Here is a 24157-nt window from a genome sequence, read left to right on the forward strand (position 1 = left end):
TGTGTTCCGGAGTGTGAAGAGCTGGCAATCCGCCCGCAAAGCGCCCGAATTAAGGCGCGGTTTCCAGCGCAGACAGCGCCTCCAGCGCCTCTTCCACCCGCTGGCGTTCGGCGCTGGTGAGCGGCAGGATCGGCCGGGGCGGTTCGCTCACCGTCAGCGTCAGCATGTTGGCGGCGGCGTAAACCACGCGAATGCTGCCGAATTCCTTAAACAGCGTCCAGAGCGGCTGGAAGGCCACTTCGATCCGCTTGACCTCTTCCGCATTGCCGGCCTGAGCCGCCCGCATCAGCCGCAGGGCTGGAACCGGCAGCAGGCCGGCGACCACGCTGTACCAGGCGTCGCCGCCGGCAAGCGTGGCGTCAGCGCAGCCCCAGTCGCCGCTGTAACCGATGGCGAAATCTTGCCCCAGCTTCGGGCGCAGCCGCGCAAGCTCGCCAGCATAATCGGAATCGGCCGGCAGCGGCATCTTGATGGCGCGGATATTGGGGATATAGGCAAGCCGCACCAGAAGCTCGTCGCTGAAGGTGAAGCGCGTGGTCGTCGGGTTGTTGTAGATGGCGAGCGGCAGCGCCGTCGCACCCGCCACGGCGGCGAAATGGTGATAGGCCTCTTCCTGCGTCAGCGGCGTGTAGGACACGGGCGCCAGCAGCAACGCATCGGCGCCGGCGGCTTCCGCATCCTTTGCCAGCGCCACGGCGTCATCGGTGCGCAAGGCGCCGACGCCTGCCATCAATATGCGCTTGCCCTTGAGGATGCCGGCGGCCGCTTCGATGGCACGGCGCCTCTCCTCACGCGTGAGATACATATAGATGCCGGTGCTGCCGAGAATACCGACGGAATCGACCGCCGCCGCATCCAGCCGCTCGATCAGGGCGCAGAAGGCCTCGACATCGACCCGCCCGGCCTCATCGGCGGGCGTGATCGGAAAAGCAGAAAGCCCCTTGAATCGTCTCGCCATGTCCATGTCCCTCACTTCGATCGGAAGTCAGGGTTACAGAGCCGGCCGCACGGCCGCAACAAAAGCGGCGGTTAAAGACTGACCTGAAATCGAAAAATTCCGTGCTCAGTCATAAAGATACAACTTCTTCCACTGCTGTTCGGGAATTTTGTCGCCCACACGGTAGTCGAAGGACTGGATGCTGAGACTGTCGCTCTTGAGCTGGCACTTATATTTCAGCTTATACCATTCGCCCGCACTCCTGAAGACTGCGCCGGGCGCCTTGATGGAGTTCTTGCCCACTTCCGGATCGCCGAAAGTATAGGCGATGACCTTGTCGGGTTTCATGCCCTTCTGCTCCGTTGCAATGCGCTCCATCGCCTCGATATCGCAGCGCTGTTCCAGCCGCTCCTCGGGGGCCAGCGCGTTCAACTGCCGCATGACGCTGGCATCGATCGCAAAAGCGGGGGTGAAGGTCTGCAAGCCAAGGAAAAAGGCAGAAAGGGCAGCGGGAAGAAGCTTTCGCATGGGGTCCTGTCAGTTTTTTCGTTTGTTCTTGTGGTGGGCGGCAGGCCGGGCAGCCTGCATCCATCATCGCTGATTTGCCGGATATTGCCAGAATGTGATCGAAAGCTGACGAAATTGTGCCCGAGCCGCATTCCGCCTGTGGAGATTTGAAACTTGATCGGCCGCAAGGCCCGCTCTACATCTTGGTGCCGCCCAAGATTTTTTACAGGAAAGCGAGTTTCCCTTGCCGATTTTCAAGAACCTGCCCGCCGCCCCGACCGCCGAAAAAAGGCCCGTTCAGGATACGCATCACGGCATTACCCGCACCGACGATTACGCCTGGTTCCGGGCCGATAACTGGCAGGCCATGTTCAAGGACCCTACCCTGCTCGACCCCGCCATCCGTACCCATCTGGAGGCCGAGAACGCCTATATGGAAGCGGCCATGGGGGACACGAAGGCGCTTCAGGAAAAGCTGTTCGAGGAAATGAAAGGCCGTATCAAGCAGGACGATTCCTCCGTTCCGGTCAATGACGGTCCTTACGCCTATGGCACCCTGTTCGTGACCGGCGGCGAGCAGCCGCATTATTTCCGCACCCCGCGCGGCGGCGGCGAAAAACATGTGCTGCTGAACGGCGACAAGGAAGCGGAGGGCAAGGATTATTTCCGTCTTGCCGGTCTCGACCAGTCTTCCGATCATAGCCACGGTATCTGGGGTTACGATGACAAGGGCTCGGAATATTTCACCCTGCGCATCCGCAACCTCGAGACCGGCGAGGACCTTGCCGACGTCGTCGAAAATACCGGCGGCGGCGGGGCATGGGCACCCGACGGCAAGAGCTTCTTTTATACGCTGCAGGACGAGAACCACCGCCCCTCCAAGGTCTTCCATCACATCATCGGCGAGCCGCAATCGGCCGACCGGCTGGTCTATGAGGAAAAGGATCCCGGCTTCTTCATGGGTGTCGGCGCATCCGTGCTCGACGATTTCATCTTCATCGACATTCACGACCATGAGACCAGCGAATATCGCATTCTCTCCACGAAAGACCTGACCGCCGAGCCTGCTGTCGTGGCGGAGCGCGAAGAGGGCGTCGAATATTCGATGTGCGAAGGCGGCGATGTGTTCTTCATCCTCACCAATGACGGCGACGCCAAGGATTTCCGCATCGTGGAAGCGCCCGTCACCGCACCCGGCAAGGAAAACTGGAAAGAAGTCGTGCCCCACGAGCCGGGCCGCCTCATCCTCTCCGTCGACGCCTATGCCCGCCACCTGATCTGGTTGGAACGCCGCGACGGCCTGCCGCGCATCGTCATCCGCGATCGCCGCACGGGCGAGGAACATTCCATCGCCTTTGCCGAGGAAGCCTATTCGCTTGGCCTGCATGGCGCGGCGGAATATGACACCGATGTCATCCGCTTCTCCTATTCCTCGATGACAACGCCGAGCCAGCTGTTCGACTACGACATGGTGACCCGCGAGCGCACGCTGCTGAAGACGCAGGAAGTGCCTTCCGGCCACAATCCGGACGATTACATCACCCGCCGTATCATGGCGCCTGCCCATGACGGCGAACTGGTGCCGGTGTCCCTGCTCTATCGCAAGGATGTGGCGCTTAACGGTTCCGCCCCCTGCCTGCTCTACGGATATGGCGCTTACGGCATCACCATCCCCGCCTCCTTCTCCACCACGACGCTGTCGCTCGCCGACCGTGGTTTCATCTATGCCATCGCCCATATTCGCGGCGGCAAGGACAAGGGTTTCGAATGGTACGAAACCGGCAAGATGGAAGCCAAACAGAACACCTTCAAGGATTTCATCGCCGCTGCCGATCATCTCGTTCAGGAAGGTTTCACCTCCTATCAGGGCATCGTCGCTGAAGGCGGTTCGGCCGGCGGCATGCTGATGGGGGCGGTCGCCAATATGGCGCCGGAAAAATTCGCCGGCATCATCGCCGCCGTTCCCTTCGTGGACGTGCTGACCACCATGCTCGATGACACTTTGCCGCTGACACCGCCGGAATGGCCGGAATGGGGCAACCCACTGGAATCGGCGGAGGAATATGGCTGGATCGCCGCCTACAGCCCCTATGACAATGTGGGTGCTAAGCCCTACCCGCCAATTCTCGCGCTTTCCGGTCTCACCGATCCGCGCGTGACCTATTGGGAACCGACCAAATGGGTAGCGAAGCTGCGCGAAAAGACGATAGGGGAAGCGCCCATCCTGCTAAAGACCAACATGGCGGCAGGCCATGGCGGCAAGTCCGGGCGTTTCCAGCGGCTGGAGGAAATCGCCTTCGAATATGCCTTTGCGCTGAAGGTGGCCGGCAAGGACGCTGTTTGACATCTGATCGTGGTCGGGCGGCGACAGGGCCGCCGCCCGCACCGAAACAGCATAAAAATACCTTCACAAACCCTCTTTCCGAATATTTTTTCCACAAAATCGCGACTTTATTTTCTCCTTGAATTCCGACTTGATTCCACCGGGATTTTTATTTCGCCATACTGAAATATGTAATATATTTCTAAAAAATTAGAATATATTCCATGTATTACACCAAATAAAAAACGCTCCAAAAATCGAACGCATGGCTGCGATGCGCCATTTTGCGTTGCAATATCACTTTTTGGCCGTATTATGCCGACCGTTGACATATTCATGCGCATTTTCGCCGTTGTTCTTGCGGCAATTCCGCAGCGTGTTCTGCGGTTATTCTTCTTGCCGTCAATTTTCGGCTTTTTCACGCGCTATGTCAGTTCGCCCTTGGCAATCCGGGCTTTGCAGTGCTCCCGCTTTGCCAACTGAAAACACTGCATCAGACTTGGGGGTCTTACACCATGAAGAAACTCCTAGCCTCGACCATTCTCGTAACGGGCTTTACCATCGCTGCCGGTGCAGCAAATTCCGCCAATGCCGCCGAAGAGTGCGGCAGCGTCACCATCGCCGAAATGAACTGGGCATCCGCCGGCGTCGCGGCTTATGTCGACAAGTTCATCATGGAAAACGGCTATGACTGCACGGTCAATGTCGTCAGCGGCGACACCATGCCGACCTTCGCTTCCATGAACGAAAAGGGCCAGCCGGACATGGCGCCCGAATTGTGGGTCAATGCCGTGCGCGAGCCGCTTAATGCCGCCGTCAAGGAAGGCCGGCTGATCGAAGCCTCGAAAATTCTCACCGATGGCGGTATCGAAGGCTGGTGGATCCCGAAATTCATCGCCGACGAACACCCCGACATCAAGACCGTCGAGGATGCTCTGAAACATCCCGAACTGTTCCCGGCGCCTGAAGACGCCAGCAAGGGCGCCGTGCATAATTGCCCCTCCGGCTGGAACTGCCAGGTGACGACCGCCAATCTCTACAAGGCGCGCGAAGGCGACAAGAAGGGCTTCACGCTGGTCGACACCGGTTCGGCCGCCGGCCTTGACGGCTCCATTGCCAATGCGTTTGAAAAGAAGCAGGGCTGGCTCGGCTATTATTGGTCGCCCACCGCCATTCTCGGCAAATACGAAATGGTGAAGCTGGACGATGGCGTCGAACTAGACCGCGCCCATTTCGACGAATGCACGGCGAAGGTCGACTGCGCCGACCCCAAGGTCAACGCCTATCCGGTGGCCGATGTCTATACCGTCATCACCAAGGACTTCGAAAGCAAGGCCGGCGTGACGCTGGACTACATCAAGGCCCGCAGCTGGGACAACAAGACCGTGGCCGAAATCCTCGCCTGGATGGATGAGAACCAGGGCACCAACGAGGACGGCGCGGAATATTTCCTCGAGAACCATGAGGACATCTGGACAAAGTGGGTGCCGGCCGAGGTGGTCGAGAAGATCAAGGCTTCGATGTGATTGCTGGCGGGGTTGGCGCAAGCCGCTTACCCCCCTCTGCCCTGCCGGGCATCTCCCCCTCAAGGGGGGGAGATCGGCTGGGTGCGCTTTCACCGCTTCATCCTCAACCATCGAGATGGGCGAGACCTTGCCGCAGATCGATCTCCCCCCTTGAGGGGGAGATGTCCGGCAGGACAGAGGGGGGTGCCCGCGCACTCCAACCTCCACCACCCATCCCCCAAAACCCATAGGGAAAACAACAATAATGGCCCTCTGCAATTACTTGCCGGACATGCTCTGCAAGTTCCCCGCCATCGACAATTCAACCATGCGTGTGGCACGCAAGACCATCGATGACGGCTTTCGCGATCTCGTGCGCAATTACGGCGATGCAATCGACGTCGTCGTGCATCCGCTGCAACTCTTCCTCAATTCCTCGGAGCGGCTGTTTATTCAGACCCCGTGGATCATCACCATGCTGGTCATTCTTGCCATTGTGCATTTCGCCGGTCGCAGCATCAAGATCACCGCCGGTACCGCGGCGTCGCTGCTGATGATCGGCGCAGTGGGCCTCTGGCGCGACGCGATGACAACGCTGTCCATCGTCGCCATCGCCACCCTGATCGCCATCGTCATCGGCCTGCCGCTCGGCATCCTGATGGGACGCTCGGAACGCCTTCAGCGCCTCATCAACCCCGTGCTGGACGTGATGCAGACCATGCCGAGCTTCGTTTATCTCATCCCCGTGGTGGTGATATTCGGCATCGGCAAGGTTCCGGGCCTGATCGCAGTGGTGATCTACGCCATTCCGCCCGTCATCCGCCTGACCAGCCTCGGCATTCGCCTGGTGGACCGGGAAGTGCTGGAAGCGGCGGACGCCTTCGGCTCCTCCAACCGCCAGAAGCTGTTCAATGTGCAGCTGCCGCTGGCGTTGCCCACCATCATGACCGGCATCAACCAGACTATCATGATGGCGCTCGCCATGGTCGTCGTCGCCTCCATGGTCGGTGTCGGCGGGCTCGGCAAGAACGTGCTGCAGGCCATCAACAACCAGTTCTTCACGGTAGGTTTCCTGAACGGTTTCGCTCTGGTCGCCATCGCCATCATGTTCGACCGGGCGAGCCAGGCTTTCGGCAAACGCCTGCAGAAATACCGCGAGGTCTCCCATGGCTAAAAGCATCGAAATCCGCAACCTTTACAAGATCTTCGGCAAGCATCCCGAGAAATATCTCGAAGCGGTACGAAGAGGCATGGACAAGGTCGAGCTGAACGACAAACACAACCACGTACTCGGTCTCAATAACATCAACATCACCATGCCGGGCGGCAAGATCACCGTCGTCATGGGGCTTTCCGGTTCCGGCAAGTCGACGCTGATCCGCCACATCAACCGGCTGATCGACCCGACCGCCGGTGAGGTTCTCTACGACGGCGAAGACATTTGCGGCATGAGCACGTCGGCGCTCCGGAAATTCCGCCGCCACAAGACGGCGATGGTGTTCCAGAAATTCGGCCTGCTGCCGCACCGCACAGTGCTGGAAAACAGCGTTTACGGCCTGGACATCCAGGGCATGCCGCGCAAGGAGAGCGAAGAGAAAGGCCGTTACTGGCTCAATCGTGTCGGCCTTGACGGCTACGAGGATTATTATCCGAACCAGCTTTCCGGTGGCATGCAACAGCGTGTCGGCCTTGCCCGCGCGCTTGCCAATGACGCCGATATTCTCCTGATGGACGAAGCCTATTCGGCGCTAGATCCGCTGATCCGCGTCGATATGCAGACGATGCTGCTCGATCTGCAACAGGAGCTGAAGAAGACCGTGGTGTTCATCACCCATGATCTGGACGAGGCTCTGCGGCTCGGCGACCACATTGCCATCCTGAAAGACGGCGAAGTGGTGCAGCAGGGCGACGGCCAGAGCATCATCCTTTCACCGGCCGATGGTTACGTCACCGACTTCGTGCGCGACGTCAATCGCGGCCGCGTGCTGCAGGCGACCACGGTGATGGAGCCGCTGGACAGCAAGCCGGAAGGCATGTCCGTGCCTGAGAACGCGACGCTGGAAACCATTGCCCGCGACATGTCCGAGGCCAATGAAACCCAGGCCCATGTGGTGGATGAGGACGGCAAGCCGGTCGGCAGCATCGGTCTCGACACGCTGGTGGCCGCCATGGTGACGCCTGCGCAGCAGGAGACGGTGGCGACGGTTGAGGTGGAGGTGAAGGCGACGGATAAACCGGAGAAGGTACCGGAGCCCGTTGCTCCGGTGCAGAAGGAAACGGTGTGATCCGCTTGATCCTGTCTATAAAGTTCTAAAACTCTCCACGTCATCCTCGCCCTTGAGGCGAGGATGACGTGGTGTGTGAGGCAGGCCTTTCGGCACCCATGCGATCCTGCCTCGTCTCGCATATAAACGGCTGCTGCATCCTCGCACGCCCCGCCCCCTCCATGCAAAAACGAAGCACTACTTCGCCGGCTGTCAACCCTCGGCGATCGCTGCAACGCAGCAAGCGCAAGCTTCGGACAAGTTGCCGCCGTTAACCATTCGTTAACTTTTGAACGCGGAATCATCGACATGCAGATCGAAAGCAATATTGGCGGATATAATTATCAGGGTCGCATCCGCGACATCGAAAAAGCTGGCAGCGCGCAAAGTGCGCCGGAAGAGCAGGCCGTGAAGCGCGGCCCCGGCAACCCCACCGTTTCCAGCACCATTCTTTCCCAGTCTCTGGCCAATGTTCTTTGGGCCGTGGGCAATGGCAGCGCGCCCGCTTATCAGGAGACGGTCGCGGCCTCCGCCGAAGACACGGCGGAAGCCCAGGCTGAATGGGTGCGCAGCGCCTATTCGGAATATACCGAATAGGCGATTCCAATCAGGCCCTTGCCGGGCTGACCTCCACCGTCACATGCGACAGTTCATGTATGGCGGCAAGTTTCTGCTTATAAAAGGCCGGCGCTTTCGGCGCCCGCGAATGGATTGCCACAATGGCCGCATGGTGGCCGGGACCTACCTGCCAGACATGCAGGTCGGTGATACGATCTTCTTCCGTTTCCACACTTTCACGGATTTCCTGCGGCAGGTCGTCCGCCAGCGGCACCGCATCGACAAGCGTCGTTGCCGTGGAACGAATGAGCCCCCATGACCAGCGGGCGATGACCAGACCACCGACGATACCCATCAACGGGTCGAGAAAGTTCCAGCCGTTCCACTTGCCGAGCAGCAGTGCAACGATGGCAAGGACCGAGGTCAGCGCATCCGCCAGCACATGCAGATAGGCGGCGCGCAGATTATTGTCCCGCCCGCCTTTTGCACCCTGCTCCGCATGCGAACCGTGATCGTGGTGGGCATGGCTGCCATGGTCATGATGGGCATGCGACCCGTGGCCATGATCGTGGTGATGGTCATCCTTCAACAGCACGGCGCTGACGAGATTGACGACAAGTCCGATGACGGCAACGAGAATCGCCTGGTTGAAATCGATCTGGACGGGGCTGATGAGGCGCAAGCCACTTTCAACCGCGATCAGCAGCGCCACCACGGCGAGCACGACGGCGCTGGCGAAACCGGCGAGATCGCCGAACTTGCCGGTACCGAAGCTGAAGCGCGGATTGCGCGCCTCGCGCCTTGCATAGAGATAAGCGAGCGCCGAAATCAGCATTGCGCCCGCATGGGTGGACATGTGCCATCCGTCAGCCGTCAGCGCCATGGAGCCGAACCAGTGACCGGCGACAATCTCCGCCACCATCATGACGGTGGTCAATGCAATGACCATCCAGACGCGCCTTTCATTGCGCTCGTGATTCTGGCCAAGATAAATATGGTGATGCTCCGCCGTGGCGAAAGGCTCGGAAGTCGTCGTCATGTCGCTCAATCCTCTCTCGACTCTACCGGCGCTTCTCAGCTGTGCCGGCCTTTTCCATTCCGCTGGCCTGCGTCGACCTACCGGATGTAGGTCTTCAGCACCTGGGCCAGTTCTTCCGCCGCCCGCGCCCGTTCATCTTCATTTTCGGCATGAACGACATGTTCGTGCAGGTGCTCCTGCATCACCTCCCCCGTCAGGCCTGAAAGCGCGCCGCGCACGGAGGCGAGCAATTGCAGCACCTCACCGCAGGGCTTGGCCTCGTCCAATGCGCGCTCCACCGCCTCCATCTGCCCTTTCAGGCGGCGGATGCGGGCCAGCAGCTTGTCCTTGTTGCGGATCGTGTGGGACATATGCACCTCATATACTATAGGGGGGTATAGTATATTGCGTCTAATTTTTGCACAAGGCGTGCATGACGCAATCTTCGGGAATGTTTCGGACCTTAAAAATGCCCCATCAGAACTAGGGGACTCACAGTCATGACGACTCTCGCAGCAACCAGCAGCATCAATTTCGCCTCTCCGGTCCGCGGCATCGCGCCTGCGCACAACCGGGAGAGCCAGTCCACAACCGAGGCTTTGCAGGAGCTGACGCGGGCGGCCCATCGCGCCATTTCGGTGGCAGGCAATGTCGCCACCGCTGTCGCTCCGCTTGCCGGTGCCTCCGCCAGCCTGGCCGCCGCTCTCTGGAACATGGATAGCGGCGCTTCCGCCCCCACTGGCGCCAATGCTGACGTGGCCGCTTCCGCCCAGCCGGACATGGCAAGCCTCGAATCGCAGATTCTGAAGGCGCTGGCCCATGCTCTTGGCGTCAACGACGCCACTTGAGGCCATTGAACCGGGCGCGAAAAAGCCATATCTCTAGAGACTGGAGATATGGAGAAAGCCATGCTGTCCATCGGTGAACTATCGAAACGCACCGGCGTGAAGGTGCCGACGATCCGCTATTACGAGCAGATGGGCCTCATCCGCGAGGCGGATCGTTCGGAGGGAAACCAGCGCCGTTACGAGAAATCCGACCTCGAAAGGCTGACCTTCATCCGCCATGCGCGCGATCTCGGCCTCAACATTGATGCCATTCGCGAACTTATCGCGCTCAGTCAGCACCGGGAAATGCCGTGCGAGGGTGCGGATCGCATCGCCGCCGAACATCTTGCTGACGTGCGCGAGAAGATTGCCAGCCTGAAGAAGCTGGAACACGAGCTCGAACGCATCGTCTCCCATTGCCACGGCCATTCGATCGAGGATTGCTACGTCATCCGCGCGCTTTCCAACCATGGCATGTGCGAGGGTGAGCATTGAGCCGAAAACCGGGCTTGACAGAATATGGATTCGGGCGCATTGCATTCCCCATGATCAACGAACGCGCACCCATCTCCTGCTCGTATTTTTGGGCCTTCCTTTAAGGGCGGCTCGACAGATCATATTGTCAACAAGCCGCCGTCAGGCGGCTTTGTTGTTTTCAAACGTCCTGACGGCACCGATAAGACCAAAGGACCGAAAAAATGACCGAAGATAGCTCCCTGACACTGGAAAGACCGCCCGTCGTCATCATTCGCGGCGCGCGCAAGACCGATCTGCCCGAACTCAATGAGATGATCACGCTGCTTGCCTCCTACCATGGCGATGCGGCGGCGATCACGCCGGCGAAGCTTGAGCGCGACCTGTTCGGCGCCCTGCCCTGGGTGCATGGTCTCGTCGCCGAAGCCGATGGCGCGCTGATCGGTTACGCCCTGCTTCTGCCGCTCTACAGGGCGCAGGAAGGCCGACGCGGACTGGAGCTGCATCATCTCTTCGTGCGTGACGGCCATCGCGGCCATGGCACCGGCCAGCATCTGGTTTCCCGCGCCCGCGATATCGCCAAGCGTCTCGGCTGCGACTATCTTTCCGTCAGCGCCACGACCGGCAATGTGGCGGCACATCGTTTCTACGAAAACATGGATTTCGCGCCGCGGCCGGTTACCGGCATGCGCTACATGCAGTCCATCGCCTGATTTCAACCCACGGAGACGGTCATGACACGGATCGCCATTGCGCTCGCGCAGGATTTTGCCGACTGGGAGCCGGCGCTGCTTACGGCGGCAGCGCGCAGCTATCTCGGTGTCGAGATCGTGCACGCCACGCCTGATGGCAGGCCCGTGACCTCGATGGGCGGGCTGAAGGTGACGCCGGACACATCCTATGACGCGCTCGATCCCGTTGACATCGATGCGCTCGTCATTCCCGGCGGTCTCAGCTGGGAAAAGGGAACGGCTGTCGATCTTGGCGGGCTGGTGCACCGGTTTCGCGACAGGGATCGGCTGGTGGCCGGCATCTGCGCGGCGGCAAGTGCGCTCGGCGGCACGGGTGTTCTGAACGATGTCGCCCATACCGGCAATGCACTGGCATCGCATAAGGCCTATCCGGCCTATCGCGGTGAGGCGCATTATCTCGACCAGCCGAAAGCGGTCAGCGATGATGGCATCATCACGGCACCCGGCAGCGCGCCGGTCAGTTTCGCCGTGGAAATCCTGAAACACCTCGGCCTCTTTGGTCCGGAAGCCGAGGCGGAACTTCAGGTTTTTGCGGCAGAGCATCGGTGAGGCGTACCGGCCTTTGCTGTCCGTAACATGTTCTCTCCGTCATTCCGGCCTTGAGCCGGAATGACGGAGGCGAGAACGGCGATGACTACCCCCGATCAAGCACCCGGCAAACGCGGGGCGTGACGTCCTCCACCTCACCGGCAATTGCACGGCGAATGTCGCGGCTGTTCAGATGCAGGCTGCGACCCGCGGGCAAATTCGAGCGTTTTATCTTGCTGAGCGCAGCAGCGATAAAAGCAGCCTGGTGTTCATGAAAACAGGAGAGAGCCGCCTCGCGCCCCGGAGTTGCCCCGAGGAGCGCCTTGAAAGCAAGGCGATGCACGGCGCAGAAAGCGCCGTGGCCGGGAACGGCAAACCGCAGCGCATCGAGTTCCTCACTCCATTCCGCTGCGTCCTGCATGGTTTCAAGCCTGCTGGAAGCGCTTCAGGAAAAACGCGCTCAACGTGCCGATCAGCGCCCAGAAGACGAAGCTGGTGACGGTGGCGGCAACGATGAACTGACGTTCCAGCGGCAGCGGCGCCAGCGCATGTTCGCCTTCCGGCGGCAGGGGGGCGCCCACCACATGCGGCGCGACGATCAGCACCATCGCCAGCAGAGCTGCCCACGGTTCGCGGCGGAACGCGATCAGCGCAATGCCGCCCGCGGTTGCGGCAACGGTGGCGAGCCACCAGATCTGGCGCGCCTCAAGGGCGGCGGCCGGGCTGCCCGGCAGTTCCGGCGGCAGGCCGATCATCGGGGCCAGCATGACGGCAGCAAAACCCGCAACGCCCCAGAGAAGGCCTTCACGCCAGCCGGTATCGGCACCACGCAGCGACATGAGGCCGGTCAGCACCAGCGCATAACCGATGGCGGTCAAGACATTGGCGGCGACGGTATAGGCCGTGCGCTCGAAACCATCGGCCGGCGCCCAGGCCTCGTCATTGTGCTCATGGGCGGGAGCCGCAACGCCAGGCGCCGGCGCATCATGGCTGTGGGACGCTTCGCCGGCGCTTTCATAGGTTTCCGCCTGAAGGATGAGCGGCGTGGTGCCAAAAGCCTGCATGGCGGAAACGGCAAAGCCACCAAGGATACCGACAAGAATGGCGGTGAAGACGATATTGCGAAAAGATGACATGCCGTTTCCCCTCAATGGCAGGGGAAGGCATTGGCATGGCGCGTGTCATGCGCGGCATTGTGAACGGCTTCCACATGGGAAAAGCCGACAAAACCGACGACGAACAGGCCAAGCACGATCGCTGTCAGCGACTGCGCGACGCTGGCTGTTTTTACGGAAACGGCTGAATTGGCCGTATTCAGGTTGGTGGACATGGTGACCCCTCTCCCGGCGCGACCCCGCGCCTTTAGATGCGGCCGAACGGCAAAGCCGCAGGACCGCATGCGATATACTTCACCACGGGGATACGAGACTGACACAGGGAGGCATTGATGCCACCACCCTGAAATTCCGCTCTTCCGGACACCCCGCCGGCATGGATATTTCCGCGATGGCAGGTCTCCTGGCTTACGGGTCAAAACCTGAAACACCTTCCCGGCATCGCCCTCACCTTTGAATGGAGGCGAGATGGCTTGCCAGTGGCATTTCGTTTCAGGCTCTCCGCTCACAGTTGCGGGGGCAGCCACGAATGAGGATTTCTCCCTATCGTGTTCCCTTTTCACCTTCCGGAACGCCCGGAAGGAACCATCACGGACATGTTATCGGATGGGCGGGGCCGGGAGTCAATGGCGCTTACCCACCTCTCGTTCGTCATCCTCGGGCTTGACCCGAGGATCCATGGGCTGGCGTGGTGGTGGATCCTCGGGTCAAGCCCGAGGATGACGGAGGAGAGGTATCAGGCCCTACCGCGCCGGTATGGCTTTCAGATAGGCGGAAATCGCATCGCGGTCTTCGGCCGTCAGATGCGCCATATTCTGCTGCACCTTGACCATCGAGCCGCCGACGCTGTCGAATTCCGGGGTGAAGCCGGTTTCCAGATAGCTGGCTATATCCGCTTTGGCCCAGCTGCCGATGCTTTGCGAGCCGGGGGTAATGTCGGGAATGCGGCCCTCGCCTTCCGGATTGGGGCCGCCGGCCAACCACTTGTCTTTCAGGAAACCGCCAAGCGCGTTGCGCGGCGTGTGGCATTCGCCGCAGTGGCCCGGCCCCTCCACCAGATACTGGCCGCGCAGCAATTCGGCATTGGCATCGGCAAGCTCGACGCGGGGCCGCGCCGAGGGGTCAAAATAAAGGAATTTCCAGCCGCCCAGCACCATGCGCAGATTGAAGGGGAACGGCAACTCGTGATCCGGCGCATCGTTCTGGCTGGCCGGCAGGGCTTTCAGATAGCCGAAGAGATCGTTGACGTCCTTCTGCGTCATGCGGGCATAGGAGGCGTAGGGAAAGGACGGATAGAGATGTTCGCCGTTCCTGCCCACCCCGCGCGTCATGGCATCGCCGAATTCCGCGAGCGTCCAGCCGCCGATGCCGTGCTGCGGATCAGAGGAAATATTGGGAACGTGAAAGGTGCCGAAGGGGCTTTTCAGCGCCTGCCCGCCCGAAAGCGTCAACAGCGCCTCGCCCTTCGCGTCGGGTGCTGCATGACAGCTTGCGCAGCCGCCCGCCCAGAACAGCGTTTCGCCATTGGCCAGATCCGGTTCGCCCAGGCTCACCCAATGGCTCGGCGCCTGCCGCTGCGGCGCGGTAACCCAGGCGAAAATGCCGTAGCCCGCAATGGCCGCGACGACGGCCCCGCCGACGAGTTTCGTCCAGATGGAGGACATGCCCCTCTCCCCATTCTCACCTGATCCGGTCAGATGCCTTTCGTGCCTTGAGAAAACGCCGCCGGGAAGCGGCGTTTTCAAAGTGCTGCGACTACTTCTTCAGACGATAAGTCTGGTGGCATGCGCCGCAATCGGCGCCGAGCGTCTTCATGGCGGTGGCGACGCCGGCCTGATCGGTGGGGAGATTGGCGAGAACCATGTCCGCATCCGTGCCGAGCTTGGCGGCCTTGGCCTTGAAGTCGTCGAAGTTTTCCCAGATGGCGGGAGCAGCCGCGCTGCCGGTCTCTGAGCCCACGGGGAACTGGTCCGGGAAAGCCTTGGCATTGGCGCCGATGGTGGTTACGGCAGTCTTGACGGTATCGGCGTCAAAGGGCTTTTCACCCTTGGAGATGGCGGCAAGCGAACCCATCGCCCCACCGATCTGCTTCATCATGCCTTCACGTTTTTCGACTTCGCCGGCAGCGTAGACCGCTCCGGCGCAAAGACAGCCGAACAACATGGCCGCCGTGATGGTTTTCAGTTTCATGCAACTCTCCTTGATTCCGGCCGGGACACCGGGCGCTAGATGGAACGGCGCGAGGATGCCCTTTCCGGATGGCGAAAAGAAGTCACATTGCAGTGAATTCCATCGTGAAAACAGAAGCCTAAGACGAGGTGACAATGCACGTCACCCCCCGGCTCCAGGGCCTCACTCTGACGGCAGGCTGAATGAGAATAATTGGCTGAAAGCAAGCGGCGCGGCGTATTCCCCCACGCAGTTGCCGATTGGAGAAGCCGAGGCCCGGCTTAGAGGGCCAAAATGCGGTCTTCCTCACGCCCAAAACCGCGGATCGCTATGCGGTCGGCAAAGACGTCTGCAATGGCGAAGGTGTTCTGGTCAGGCGTATCGACCATGCCCTTGAAATTCACGAAGTGGGTATTGCCCAACAGGCCGTAATTGCCCTCGTGATTATGGCCGTTGAACCATGCGACGGCTGACGGGTGGGAGCCGAGAAGCTCAAGGATACGCGGCGCGTCCCACATGTTGTGGGCGTTTTCCGGATAGACAGGATAATGGCAGAGAACGATCACTTTTTCGCCCGCCGCATCCGCCTTTTGCAAAACCTCCCGCAGCCATTCGAACTGCTCGTCGCCAAGCGAGGCGTTCCAGTCCTGCGCATTGATGGCACCCGCATCGTTGAGGCGCTTCAGCCGGTCTGCGGCAAGCGCCCGTCGCGGATCGCCGGGCGGCGGGGCGAACAGGCTGACCTCGTTGCCGTCAAGCACGACGAAGCGGATATCACCGATGGAAAAATCATGCCAGGGGGCGGACATGCCGAGGCGGGCGTGGATAGCCGGCAAATGCTCGGCGGCGACGGCGAAATCGTGATTGCCCGGCAGCAGGACCGAGCGGTGTCGAAGCCCGTCGTAAACGGCAAGGATCGCATCGAAATTGTCGAAGCCGCGATCGATGATATCGCCGAGCGTTACCACGAAGGCCAATTCCTCGCGGTTGAAGGCGTCGATCGCGTCTGCGAGCTTTTTCGGGCTCTCGGCGTAATAACGACCCATCTCCGGGCGCGGATCGGCATCGGCATATTGGGGATCGGCGACAATGCCGAAGGAGAAGAGAGGCGTGGTTTTTTCAGTCATGATGCGCCGCGATAAACCCGGCGGATGACAAGCTTGTGACAACGCGCGACATGCCAAAAACAGAACACCCGGCACAAAGGCCGGGTGTTTGAAAAATTCCGTTCGCCAAGCCTTACTTGGCAGCGGCTTCGTAACGCTCCAGGACGTAGTCCCAGTTGATGAGGTTATCAACGAAGGCTTCGAGGTACTTCGGACGCAGGTTGCGGTAGTCGATGTAATAGGAATGTTCCCAGACGTCGACGCCGAGGATCGGCTCTGCACCGTGAACCAGCGGGTTTTCGCCGTTCGGGGTCTTGGAGATTTCAAGCTTGCCGTTCTTGACGGAGAGCCATGCCCAGCCGGAGCCGAACTGCGTGGTGCCGGCAGCGATGAAATCTGCCTTGAACTTGTCGTAGCCGCCGAGATCGGAGGCGAATGCCTGTTCCAGCTTGCCCGGCAGCTTGTTGCCGCCGCCGTCCTTCTTCATCCACTTCCAGAAATGGACGTGGTTGTAGTGCTGCGCGGCGTTGTTGAAGAGACCGGCATTGGTGCCAAAGGACTTCTTCACGACTTCTTCGAGCGACAGGTCGGAAAGACCTGCTTCGGCAGCCAGCTTGTTGCCGTTGTCGACATAAGCCTTGTGGTGCTTGTCGTGATGGAACTCGAGCGTCTCGCGCGACATGTAGGGTGCAAGCGCGTCGTAGTCGTAAGGGAGTTCGGGAAGTTCGAAGGCCATGGTTTTTACTCCTTTTTGCAGCGGGTTACCGCTCCTAGAAACCGTGTGAGCGGACCATAGGAGCGAAGCTCCATTTGGGCAACCTGTGAAATATCAAAATGTTCCGCCAAAGGGGAAAATTCCTCCAGCACCGGCAGCCACCATATTTGTTTCACAACCCCGGCGTACCGTTTTCCACCCTATCGGTTCGCTTTTACCGAGATTGCAGGAAGGAAATTCCATGACCCGCGCTTTGATCCGTCCTCTTATTCTCGCCGCCGCCCTCTCCTCCCTCGCTCTGCCGGCCGCCGCATCGTCTGATGATGCCTGGAAGGAATTCGTGGCGGATGTGCAGACAGCTTGCCTTGCCGGAGCGAAGGACATGATCGAGGATGCCAAGGCGGTGGTCGATCCTGTCGGTAGCGAAAATTACGGTCTCGCCATCCTGACCGGCAAAGCGAAGGGTGCGGATGCGACGGTCAGCCATATCTGCGTCTACGACAAGAAAACCAAGGCCGTGGAGCTGGGTAGCGAGCTTGCCGGGGACACGCTGAAGGTGGAAATCCCAGGTTCCACGAAACCCTGATCGTTCAGAAACGCGGCGTGGTATCGCCCTCGCCCAGCGAGCGCTGCATCAGCACCGTATCCAGCCATTGGCCATGTTTCCAGCCGATGGACTTGAACGTGCCGACAAGTTCGAAACCGGCAGCGCGATGCACGCCGACTGAAGCCGCATTGGCGCTGTCGCCGATGACGGCGATCATCTGCCGAAAGCCGCGCGCGGTGGCTTCCGCAATCAGCGCATCGAGCAGTTTGCGGCCGATGCCCATGCCCTTCATGGCCGGATCGATATAAACGGAATCCTCGAGCGTCGCGCCATAGGCCGGGCGGGCGCGGTAGGCGCCGGCATAGGCGTACCCGGCTACCTTTCCATCGTGTTCGGCGACGAGATAGGGGTAATTGCCCTCCACCAGCAGGCGGCGACGCTCGGCCATGGTCTCCACATCAGGCGGATCGATCTCGAAGCTGGCGCGGCCATGCAAGACGGCATCCCGGTAAATTTCGGTGATGGCTGGAATATCCGCCTCATCACAGGGGCGGATTAAAAGGCTGGAAACGGTGGAAAGGGTCATTCTTTTGTCCTGCGGATCATTCACATCCTCATTGTGCATTGCGACGCAGCCAAAATAAAGATTATCTATCTTATACAAACGATAAGGTTTTCTTTGATGATGGACCTCGACCTGCGGCAGTTGCGCAGCTTCATGGATGTGGCCGATCTCGGCAGTTTTTCCGCCGCCGCCGACAAGGCCGGGCTGACGCAGCCAGCCGTCAGCCTGCATATAAAGCTTCTGGAAAAACAACTGGGCGTGCGGCTGATCGAGCGGGTCGGCAGGCGGGCGCAGCCAACGGCGGCGGGGCGGGATTTTCTCGTCAATGCAAGGCGCATATCCGAAGAGGTGGCGCATGCGATCGAGACGGTTGCGCCGCACCGCAGCGGGGCGACAGGAAGCCTGCGTATCGGCACGGGCGCCACCGCCTGCATCTATCTGCTGCCGCCGGTGCTGGGCAAAATCCGGCAGGCCATGCCCGGCATCGAGATCGTTGTGCAGACCGGCAATACCCACGATATCCTCCGGCTTCTGGAGGCCAATACCATCGATGCGGCGGTGGTGGCCCTGCCCGCCAGTGGCCGCAGCCTCGATATTCGCGACATCCATCTCGACGAACTCGTCGCGGTTTTCCCGCAAGGTTCCGTCTCTGACGCAACGGTGCTCAACGCCGAGACGCTTTCGGCGCGGCCGCTTCTGCTTTACGAGGGCGGCAATACGCGCCGGCTGGTGGATCAATGGTTTTCGGTGAGCGGCCGCACCGTGCAGCCCGCCATGGAACTGGGCAGCGTCGAGGCCATCAAGAAACTGGCGGGCGCGGGCCTTGGCATTGCCATCGTGCCGCGCATGGCGATGGAGCATGAAGATGCGGCGTCCGGGCTCGGACACCGCTCGCTCGAACCGCCGCTTGAAAGGCGGATCGCGCTGGCGATGCGGAGAGACAAACACATGACGGCGCCGCTGCGGGCGCTTGCCGCTGCGCTGCCGGATGTGCGGAAACGGTGAAACCCGCGCCGGTCTCCGGCGCGGGCTTCATGATACTCTTCTTCCGTCATGACGGACCTGAGACAGCCCCGCTTTCAGAACTCCGTCCAGTCGTCACCCTTCACGGCCAGCGCCGCATTGCCACGGGCGGCAGCCGGGCGGGCTTTGGGGGAGGAAGTGACCGGTGCGACGGGCGCGTGGACCGGATTTGCAGCACGCTGCATCTGCCGCGCCGTCTCCCGCAAGGCAGAAGTCTGCTGACCCAGCTGGAACTGTGCCAGCAGCGCCTGGAGATTGGCGCATTCCTGCGCGAGGCCGGCACCGGCCGCATTCATTTCCTCGACCATGGCGGCATTCTGCTGCGTGGCCTGATCCATGTGGTTGACGGCCGTGTTGACCTCGGAAAGGCCGGCCGACTGTTCCTGTGCTGCGGTCGCGATGGCGTCCATATGGCTGTTGACGGAAAGCACCAGCTGCTCGATCTCGGAGAGCCCGACGCCGGTATCGGCCACCAGCTTCACGCCTTCACCCACCGCAACGGCTGACGCGGTGATGAGCTGCTTGATTTCCTTGGCGGCGTTGGCGGAGCGCTGCGCCAGTTCGCGCACTTCCTGTGCGACGACGGCAAAGCCCTTGCCGGCATCGCCCGCCCGTGCCGCCTCGACGCCGGCATTCAGCGCCAGAAGGTTGGTCTGGAAGGCGATTTCGTCGATGACGCCGATGATCTGGCCGATCTGGCGCGAGGAATGTTCGATGCGCTCCATAGCGGCGACAGCATCGCGCACAACCTTGCCGGAAAGATCGGCCTTTGTCCTTGCCTCACGCACCGTGTCGCGCGCGTCGCTCGCCCGTTTGGAGGTGGCGGAAACATTGGCGGTAATCTCTTCCAGCGCAGCGGCGGTTTCTTCGAGAGAAGCGGCCTGCTGCTCGGTGCGGCGGGAAAGATCGTCGGAGGCCGACGACACCTCGTGAGCGCCGCCATTCACCGTCTGCACGGACTGGCCAACGCTGCTGAGCGCCTCGCGCAGCTGGTGCACGGAGCTGTTGAAATCGTGCCGCAACGCCTCGAATTGCGGTGCGAACGGCGTGGCGATCTCACAAACCATATCACCGGAGGCAAGCCGGCGAAGACCGCTTGCCAGCGAACCGGTCGCCTGATTGAGCCGCTCTTCGGCCTCCGCCTCCGCACGCTGCTGCAGTTCGGCCCGGTCGCGTTCGGCCTGCTCCCGGTTGGCGACGGCGTCGGCTTCCAGCTGCCTGTTGCGGACGGCCGCCTCGCGGAAGATTTCCACGGCGCGGGCCATCTCGCCGATCTCGTCGCCGCGTTTTGCACCGGGCACATCGATGGTCAGGTTGCCGGTGGACAATTCCATCATCGCATTTGTCAGGCGGCTGATGGGACGGGTGACGCGGCCGACGATGACGGCAAGGCAGAGAATGCAGATGCCAAGTGTGAGGATGAACGCGCCGAGATAGATCATCGCGCCGATAAAGGCGTCCTGTCTCGCCTTTTCGGCATTGGCGTTGAGAACATCCATCGCTTCAGAGGCGATTTTCGCAACCGTATCGAGGCTTTCGGTGACGGTATTGCGCCATGTATCGATGGTGAAGGTTGGCGTGCGGCCGTTGTTCAGATCATCGATCAGCTTTGCGCGCTGCGCGACGAAATCACCCTTGAAATAGGTTCTGTCGGCAACGGCATAGATATCTTTCAGTGCCTTCGGCGTCGATTCATGCGCGACGAGGTCGCCGGTGGCTTTCCAGGCAAAAGCCGCGCCGGCATCGAAATTGCCAAGCTGCTGGGTTTCCTGCGGGGTCAGCGGCCGCTGCTGGGCCACGACCGCATTGATGACAACGGTGGCGCTGCCGCCGAGCGCTCGCGCCGACCAGCCATAGGACCGCAACTGGATGAGGCCGGTCAGGCTCTGGTCCAGCGAACGAACCTCACCTTCCACCGCCGTCGAGCCCGCTTCTAGCGCCGTCAGGAAATCCTGGCCGAGCGCCAGCACGGTCTTGTCCAGCCCATTTTCACGACGGTCGAGCGGCAGGGTCACGTTGGCGTCAACCTTTTTGCGCAGCTCCAGGAATTGCGTGTAGACATCCTTCACGCGGGCAAGCGGGGCCTTGAGGCCAGCCTGATCGAGCGTGGCGGACTGTTCGAGAAAGGCGCCCATGGCGGCATCCACCTTCTGGCGCGACGCCTGCACGCTGGCGATGGTACTGGCCGTCTTCGCCGGGTCGACCGTCAGCGCCGAGGCGCTGTTGCCGCGTTCACTGCGAAAGTTCAGCAAGGCGTTGAAAAGCAGCCTGTCCAGCGAAACGAGCTGCGCCACCTCCGAAAAGCTGCGGGCACGCTGCACGGACTGCAACATGCCATTGCCCACGAAGCCCGCCAGCGCGATGCCGACGAGCAGAAAAAATCCCACAAGTATATTACGTATGCTGAAAGACATTTGGCGGCCCCCATTAGCCCGGATCGGTAATGCCGCAAGCTAACCAGTGGTCCTCTAAAATTGGATTAAATTCCCCTGAATTTTTATGGGAAATAATGCGGTTCAAAATAAAAGGCCGCGGCAGGGATGAGCCCGCCGCGGCCTTTTGAAAAATTGGGGTTTACCCGGCCTTAAACATCCGCGCCGAGACGCGCCCAGTCCATGTAGAGATCGAGAGCCTTGCGCGCGACCGGGCCTGCCTGCAATTCGCGATCATCGAGCTTCACGACGGGCGAAACCTTGGAATAATTACCGGAGCAGAAGATTTCATCGGCCTCCCGGAAATCCTCGACCGAAAGCGTCGCTTCGCGCACGTCGAAACCGGCCTGGCGCAGAAGACCGATCACGCGCGAACGGGTAATGCCGGCAAGGAAGGTGCGGTTGGGAACCGGGGTAAGGACGACGCCGTCCTTGACCATGAAGATATTGGCCGAGGCGGATTCGGCGACATTGCCGTTCATGTCGCGCATCAGGGCATTGTCGAAACCGCGCGAGCGTGCTTCCAGAATGGCGCGACCGCTATTGGGATAAAGGCTGCCGGCCTTGGCGTCGGTCATGGCGGTTTCCGGCGAAGGGCGGCGCAGCGGCGAAACGGTGAGCGTCAGCGGCTTGCCGGCATCCATCGGCGCTTCGAACAGGCAGAGCGCAAAACGGGTGGAACCGGCATCGGGCGCCACGACGCTGCCGGGCATGCCGTGTTCGGCCCAATACATCGGCTTGATGTAGATCGCCGTCTTGCCGTCGAATTTCTTGACGCCTTCCAGCGCCAGGGACTCGATCTCCTCGGCCGTCATGGTCGGCTTCATGCCCATATTGACGGCGGAGCGATTGACGCGCTGGCAGTGCAGATCGAGATCGGGCGCCACGCCATCGAACCAGCGGGCACCGTCGAACACCGTGGAGGCCAGCCACATGGCATGCGAGGTCGGGCCGATGAGCGGCGGGTTGCCGGGCAGCCATTGACCGTCAACATAGGTCCAGGTGGTTGATCGGGGTGCGGTATCGACGCTCATGATGGTCTCCTGTCTCAAGCGTTTTCGTTCGATAAAACGCTCCGTCTTTTTTTCTGATTCATTGCCGGATGAAGAACGCTGCGCGCTCTCGACTGGGCGTGTGCTGGAAATCGGCCGGAGTGAATGCCTCTCCCCTGACGAGGTCAAGTTTTAATTGCAGTGATTTCTGATTTTGATGGAAAATAACAAAGCGACGGCCCCGCAGGTACGTTTTATAAGGTGAAACAAAAGCTTGATGAATGAATTCATCACCATAATTCATTGATCGGATGATGGCGGGGCAATGTGGCCCATGCGATGCTGAGGATCTGACGGCAGTCTGCAGGAGAAAAATAATGGTATGGTCCGCACAGCAATATCTGAAATTCGAAGACGAGCGGACGCGTCCCGCGCGGGATCTTCTGGCGCAGGTGCCGCTGGAGCGGGTGCTGAACGGCTATGACCTCGGCTGCGGCCCCGGCAATTCCACCGAGCTTCTGACCGACCGTTACGGCGTCAATGTCATTACCGGCATCGACAGCGATGACGACATGCTGGAAAAGGCGGCGGACCGGCTGCCCACCACCAGTTTCGGAAAGGCCGATCTTGCCACGTGGAAGCCGGCGCAGAAGGCAGACCTGCTCTACGCCAATGCCGTGTTCCAATGGGTGCCGGATCATCTCGCCGTTCTTTCGCAATTGATGGACCAGCTGGAAAGCGGCGGCGTTCTGGCCGTGCAAATGCCTGACAACCTGCAGGAGCCGACGCATCGCGCCATGGAGGAGACCGGAGCGAACGGGTCCTGGAAGGACACGTTCGCAGATGGCAGGCTGCGCCGCAAACCCCTGCCCGCGCCTTCGGATTATTTCGATGCGCTGACACCGAAATCCGCGCGGGTGGATGTGTGGCACACCATCTATAATCATCCGATGAAGGATGCGGAAAGCATCGTCGAATGGGTCAAGGGCACGGGACTGCGCCCCTATCTCACCGCCGTCGGCGAGGAGAACCGCGAAGCCTTCCTCGCTGATTACACGCGGCGCATCACGGCGGCCTATCCGCCGATGGCGGACGGCCGTTTGCTCCTGCGCTTTCCACGGCTTTTTGTGGTGGCGGTGAAGAAGTAGGGCACGCTACACGATGTCGCGTTTTTCGCATACTGGCGCATCCTCTCAATCCTCTTACTTTGCTTGTCACAGGAATCCAGCCGACGCGCGTCTGCGCGGCGGGGAGAGTCCTTCAAGCCCAAGGACTTGGGCCGGCTGGATCCCTGTGACAAGCACAGGGATGAGGAGCGTACCGGATACGGAGTACGATGAAAAAGGTCAGGCTTCCTTAGCCAAACAGTCCTCAACGCATTCTCTCTAACCAGCAAAGGCATAGACCCGGAGACGGTGGCTGTCCGGGTCGGCGGCCGTGAAGGTGTAGCCGAACTCCATTTTCGCGGGCTGCTGCAGCATGGCAATGCCTCTTGCCTTCCACCCGGCAAAAGTCTCATCCACCTGCGCATCGTTTTCGACCCGGAAGGCAAGCTCGCCGCCACCGCCTGTCACCGATGCCATGGGCTCCACGGTGTGCCGCGACCAGAGGCCGAGCTTCATGCCATTGGCAAGGACGAAGAGGGAAAATGTCGGGGAAGATTCGACGGGATCGACACCCAGCAGGGCCTTGTAAAATTCGGTGCTGGCCGGCGGGTTGTCGACGTAAAGGATGGTGAAATCAGGGTGGGTCATGGCTGTTCTCCTGTGTTGCGGATGAACGGTTCCTAGACCCCGCTGC

The 24157-nt window shown here is 60.6% G+C and carries 27 protein-coding genes and 1 riboswitch; of the genes, 12 read left to right on the top strand and 15 right to left on the bottom strand.

The annotated features are described in order from the left end of the window. Positions 1–49: 49 nt before the first annotated feature. A complete protein-coding gene (locus tag BS627_RS08745; protein WP_077983011.1) occupies positions 50–958 on the bottom strand; it encodes a dihydrodipicolinate synthase family protein in 909 nt (302 codons plus the stop codon). A 105-nt stretch (positions 959–1063) separates the two neighbouring features. Continuing rightward, positions 1064–1465 (bottom strand): DUF930 domain-containing protein, encoded by a 402-nt coding sequence (locus tag BS627_RS08750; protein WP_077982716.1) that lies wholly within the window; start codon positions 1463–1465, stop codon positions 1064–1066. 223 nt (positions 1466–1688) lie between these two features. Between BS627_RS08750 and BS627_RS08755 the strand changes: the two genes are divergently transcribed. The 5 genes from BS627_RS08755 (at position 1689) to BS627_RS08785 (ending at position 8133) form a co-directional block, all read left to right on the top strand. After that, the gene (locus BS627_RS08755; protein ID WP_077982717.1) at positions 1689–3788 is read left to right on the top strand and encodes a S9 family peptidase; all 2100 of its coding nucleotides are present in this window, start codon (positions 1689–1691) and stop codon (positions 3786–3788) included. 494 nt (positions 3789–4282) lie between these two features. Further along, positions 4283–5293 (top strand): ABC transporter substrate-binding protein, encoded by a 1011-nt coding sequence (locus BS627_RS08765; protein WP_077982718.1) that lies wholly within the window; start codon positions 4283–4285, stop codon positions 5291–5293. Positions 5294–5537: 244 nt separating this feature from the next. Then, a complete protein-coding gene (locus BS627_RS08775; protein WP_077982719.1) occupies positions 5538–6446 on the top strand; it encodes an ABC transporter permease in 909 nt (302 codons plus the stop codon). Further along, a complete protein-coding gene (locus BS627_RS08780; protein WP_077982720.1) occupies positions 6439–7557 on the top strand; it encodes a quaternary amine ABC transporter ATP-binding protein in 1119 nt (372 codons plus the stop codon). Before BS627_RS08775 ends, BS627_RS08780 begins: the two co-directional genes overlap by 8 nt. A gap of 288 nt (positions 7558–7845) precedes the next feature. Next, positions 7846–8133 (top strand): hypothetical protein, encoded by a 288-nt coding sequence (locus BS627_RS08785; protein WP_077982721.1) that lies wholly within the window; start codon positions 7846–7848, stop codon positions 8131–8133. 10 nt (positions 8134–8143) lie between these two features. Here BS627_RS08785 and dmeF read toward each other — a convergent pair whose 3' ends face one another. After that, positions 8144–9133, bottom strand: coding sequence for a CDF family Co(II)/Ni(II) efflux transporter DmeF (gene dmeF / locus BS627_RS08790; RefSeq protein WP_077982722.1), 990 nt, complete (start codon positions 9131–9133; stop codon positions 8144–8146). Positions 9134–9210: 77 nt separating this feature from the next. Further along, positions 9211–9483 (bottom strand): Ni(II)/Co(II)-sensing transcriptional repressor DmeR, encoded by a 273-nt coding sequence (gene dmeR / locus BS627_RS08795; protein WP_077982723.1) that lies wholly within the window; start codon positions 9481–9483, stop codon positions 9211–9213. Between the two features lie 129 nt (positions 9484–9612). Here dmeR and BS627_RS24530 point away from each other — a divergent pair, with 129 nt between their 5' ends. The 4 genes from BS627_RS24530 (at position 9613) to BS627_RS08815 (ending at position 11714) form a co-directional block, all read left to right on the top strand. After that, the gene (locus tag BS627_RS24530) at positions 9613–9960 is read left to right on the top strand and encodes a hypothetical protein (protein WP_165691182.1); all 348 of its coding nucleotides are present in this window, start codon (positions 9613–9615) and stop codon (positions 9958–9960) included. Positions 9961–10020: 60 nt separating this feature from the next. Then, complete coding sequence (locus BS627_RS08805) at positions 10021–10434, top strand: MerR family transcriptional regulator (RefSeq protein ID WP_077983013.1); 414 nt, start codon at positions 10021–10023, stop codon at positions 10432–10434. A 203-nt stretch (positions 10435–10637) separates the two neighbouring features. After that, complete coding sequence (locus BS627_RS08810) at positions 10638–11126, top strand: GNAT family N-acetyltransferase (protein ID WP_077982725.1); 489 nt, start codon at positions 10638–10640, stop codon at positions 11124–11126. A gap of 21 nt (positions 11127–11147) precedes the next feature. Further along, positions 11148–11714, top strand: coding sequence for a type 1 glutamine amidotransferase family protein (locus BS627_RS08815; protein ID WP_077982726.1), 567 nt, complete (start codon positions 11148–11150; stop codon positions 11712–11714). An 85-nt stretch (positions 11715–11799) separates the two neighbouring features. Here the strand turns inward: BS627_RS08815 and BS627_RS08820 are convergent, their stop codons facing one another. The 7 genes from BS627_RS08820 to BS627_RS08850 form a co-directional block, all read right to left on the bottom strand. Continuing rightward, positions 11800–12114 carry a hypothetical protein gene (locus BS627_RS08820; protein ID WP_077982727.1) on the bottom strand — a complete coding sequence of 105 codons (315 nt, stop codon included), beginning with the start codon at positions 12112–12114 and terminating at the stop codon, positions 11800–11802. A 4-nt stretch (positions 12115–12118) separates the two neighbouring features. Continuing rightward, positions 12119–12829, bottom strand: coding sequence for a CbtA family protein (locus BS627_RS08825; RefSeq protein WP_077982728.1), 711 nt, complete (start codon positions 12827–12829; stop codon positions 12119–12121). A gap of 11 nt (positions 12830–12840) precedes the next feature. Further along, positions 12841–13023, bottom strand: a complete 183-nt coding sequence (locus BS627_RS08830) for a CbtB domain-containing protein (RefSeq protein ID WP_010971223.1) — start codon at positions 13021–13023, stop codon at positions 12841–12843. A 161-nt stretch (positions 13024–13184) separates the two neighbouring features. Then, positions 13185–13413: riboswitch (cobalamin riboswitch) on the bottom strand. 138 nt (positions 13414–13551) lie between these two features. Continuing rightward, positions 13552–14472, bottom strand: a complete 921-nt coding sequence (locus BS627_RS08835; RefSeq protein ID WP_077982729.1) for a c-type cytochrome — start codon at positions 14470–14472, stop codon at positions 13552–13554. Between the two features lie 91 nt (positions 14473–14563). Beyond that, positions 14564–14998 (bottom strand): c-type cytochrome, encoded by a 435-nt coding sequence (locus BS627_RS08840; RefSeq protein ID WP_162520410.1) that lies wholly within the window; start codon positions 14996–14998, stop codon positions 14564–14566. A 260-nt stretch (positions 14999–15258) separates the two neighbouring features. Then, positions 15259–16104, bottom strand: a complete 846-nt coding sequence (locus BS627_RS08845; protein ID WP_077982730.1) for a metallophosphoesterase — start codon at positions 16102–16104, stop codon at positions 15259–15261. A gap of 112 nt (positions 16105–16216) precedes the next feature. Further along, positions 16217–16819, bottom strand: coding sequence for a superoxide dismutase (locus BS627_RS08850; protein WP_077982731.1), 603 nt, complete (start codon positions 16817–16819; stop codon positions 16217–16219). A 220-nt stretch (positions 16820–17039) separates the two neighbouring features. Between BS627_RS08850 and BS627_RS08855 the strand changes: the two genes are divergently transcribed. Further along, positions 17040–17384, top strand: coding sequence for a hypothetical protein (locus BS627_RS08855; RefSeq protein ID WP_165691183.1), 345 nt, complete (start codon positions 17040–17042; stop codon positions 17382–17384). Positions 17385–17388: 4 nt separating this feature from the next. Here the strand turns inward: BS627_RS08855 and BS627_RS08860 are convergent, their stop codons facing one another. Further along, positions 17389–17931 (bottom strand): GNAT family N-acetyltransferase, encoded by a 543-nt coding sequence (locus BS627_RS08860; RefSeq protein ID WP_077983015.1) that lies wholly within the window; start codon positions 17929–17931, stop codon positions 17389–17391. Positions 17932–18027: 96 nt separating this feature from the next. Between BS627_RS08860 and BS627_RS08865 the strand changes: the two genes are divergently transcribed. After that, on the top strand, positions 18028–18915 hold the full coding sequence (locus BS627_RS08865) for a LysR family transcriptional regulator (RefSeq protein ID WP_077982733.1): 888 nt from the start codon (positions 18028–18030) through the stop codon (positions 18913–18915). A gap of 74 nt (positions 18916–18989) precedes the next feature. Here BS627_RS08865 and BS627_RS08870 read toward each other — a convergent pair whose 3' ends face one another. Next, the gene (locus tag BS627_RS08870; RefSeq protein WP_077982734.1) at positions 18990–21347 is read right to left on the bottom strand and encodes a methyl-accepting chemotaxis protein; all 2358 of its coding nucleotides are present in this window, start codon (positions 21345–21347) and stop codon (positions 18990–18992) included. Positions 21348–21517: 170 nt separating this feature from the next. Continuing rightward, on the bottom strand, positions 21518–22399 hold the full coding sequence (locus tag BS627_RS08875) for a branched-chain amino acid aminotransferase (protein ID WP_077982735.1): 882 nt from the start codon (positions 22397–22399) through the stop codon (positions 21518–21520). 335 nt (positions 22400–22734) lie between these two features. Between BS627_RS08875 and tam the strand changes: the two genes are divergently transcribed. Continuing rightward, positions 22735–23505 (top strand): trans-aconitate 2-methyltransferase, encoded by a 771-nt coding sequence (gene tam / locus BS627_RS08880; RefSeq protein ID WP_077982736.1) that lies wholly within the window; start codon positions 22735–22737, stop codon positions 23503–23505. A 237-nt stretch (positions 23506–23742) separates the two neighbouring features. Here the strand turns inward: tam and BS627_RS08885 are convergent, their stop codons facing one another. Beyond that, a complete protein-coding gene (locus BS627_RS08885) occupies positions 23743–24111 on the bottom strand; it encodes a VOC family protein (protein ID WP_077982737.1) in 369 nt (122 codons plus the stop codon). Positions 24112–24157 lie beyond the last annotated feature (46 nt).

Origin of the sequence: Agrobacterium salinitolerans (assembly GCF_002008225.1) — a bacterium.
Classification (GTDB): domain Bacteria; phylum Pseudomonadota; class Alphaproteobacteria; order Rhizobiales; family Rhizobiaceae; genus Agrobacterium; species Agrobacterium salinitolerans.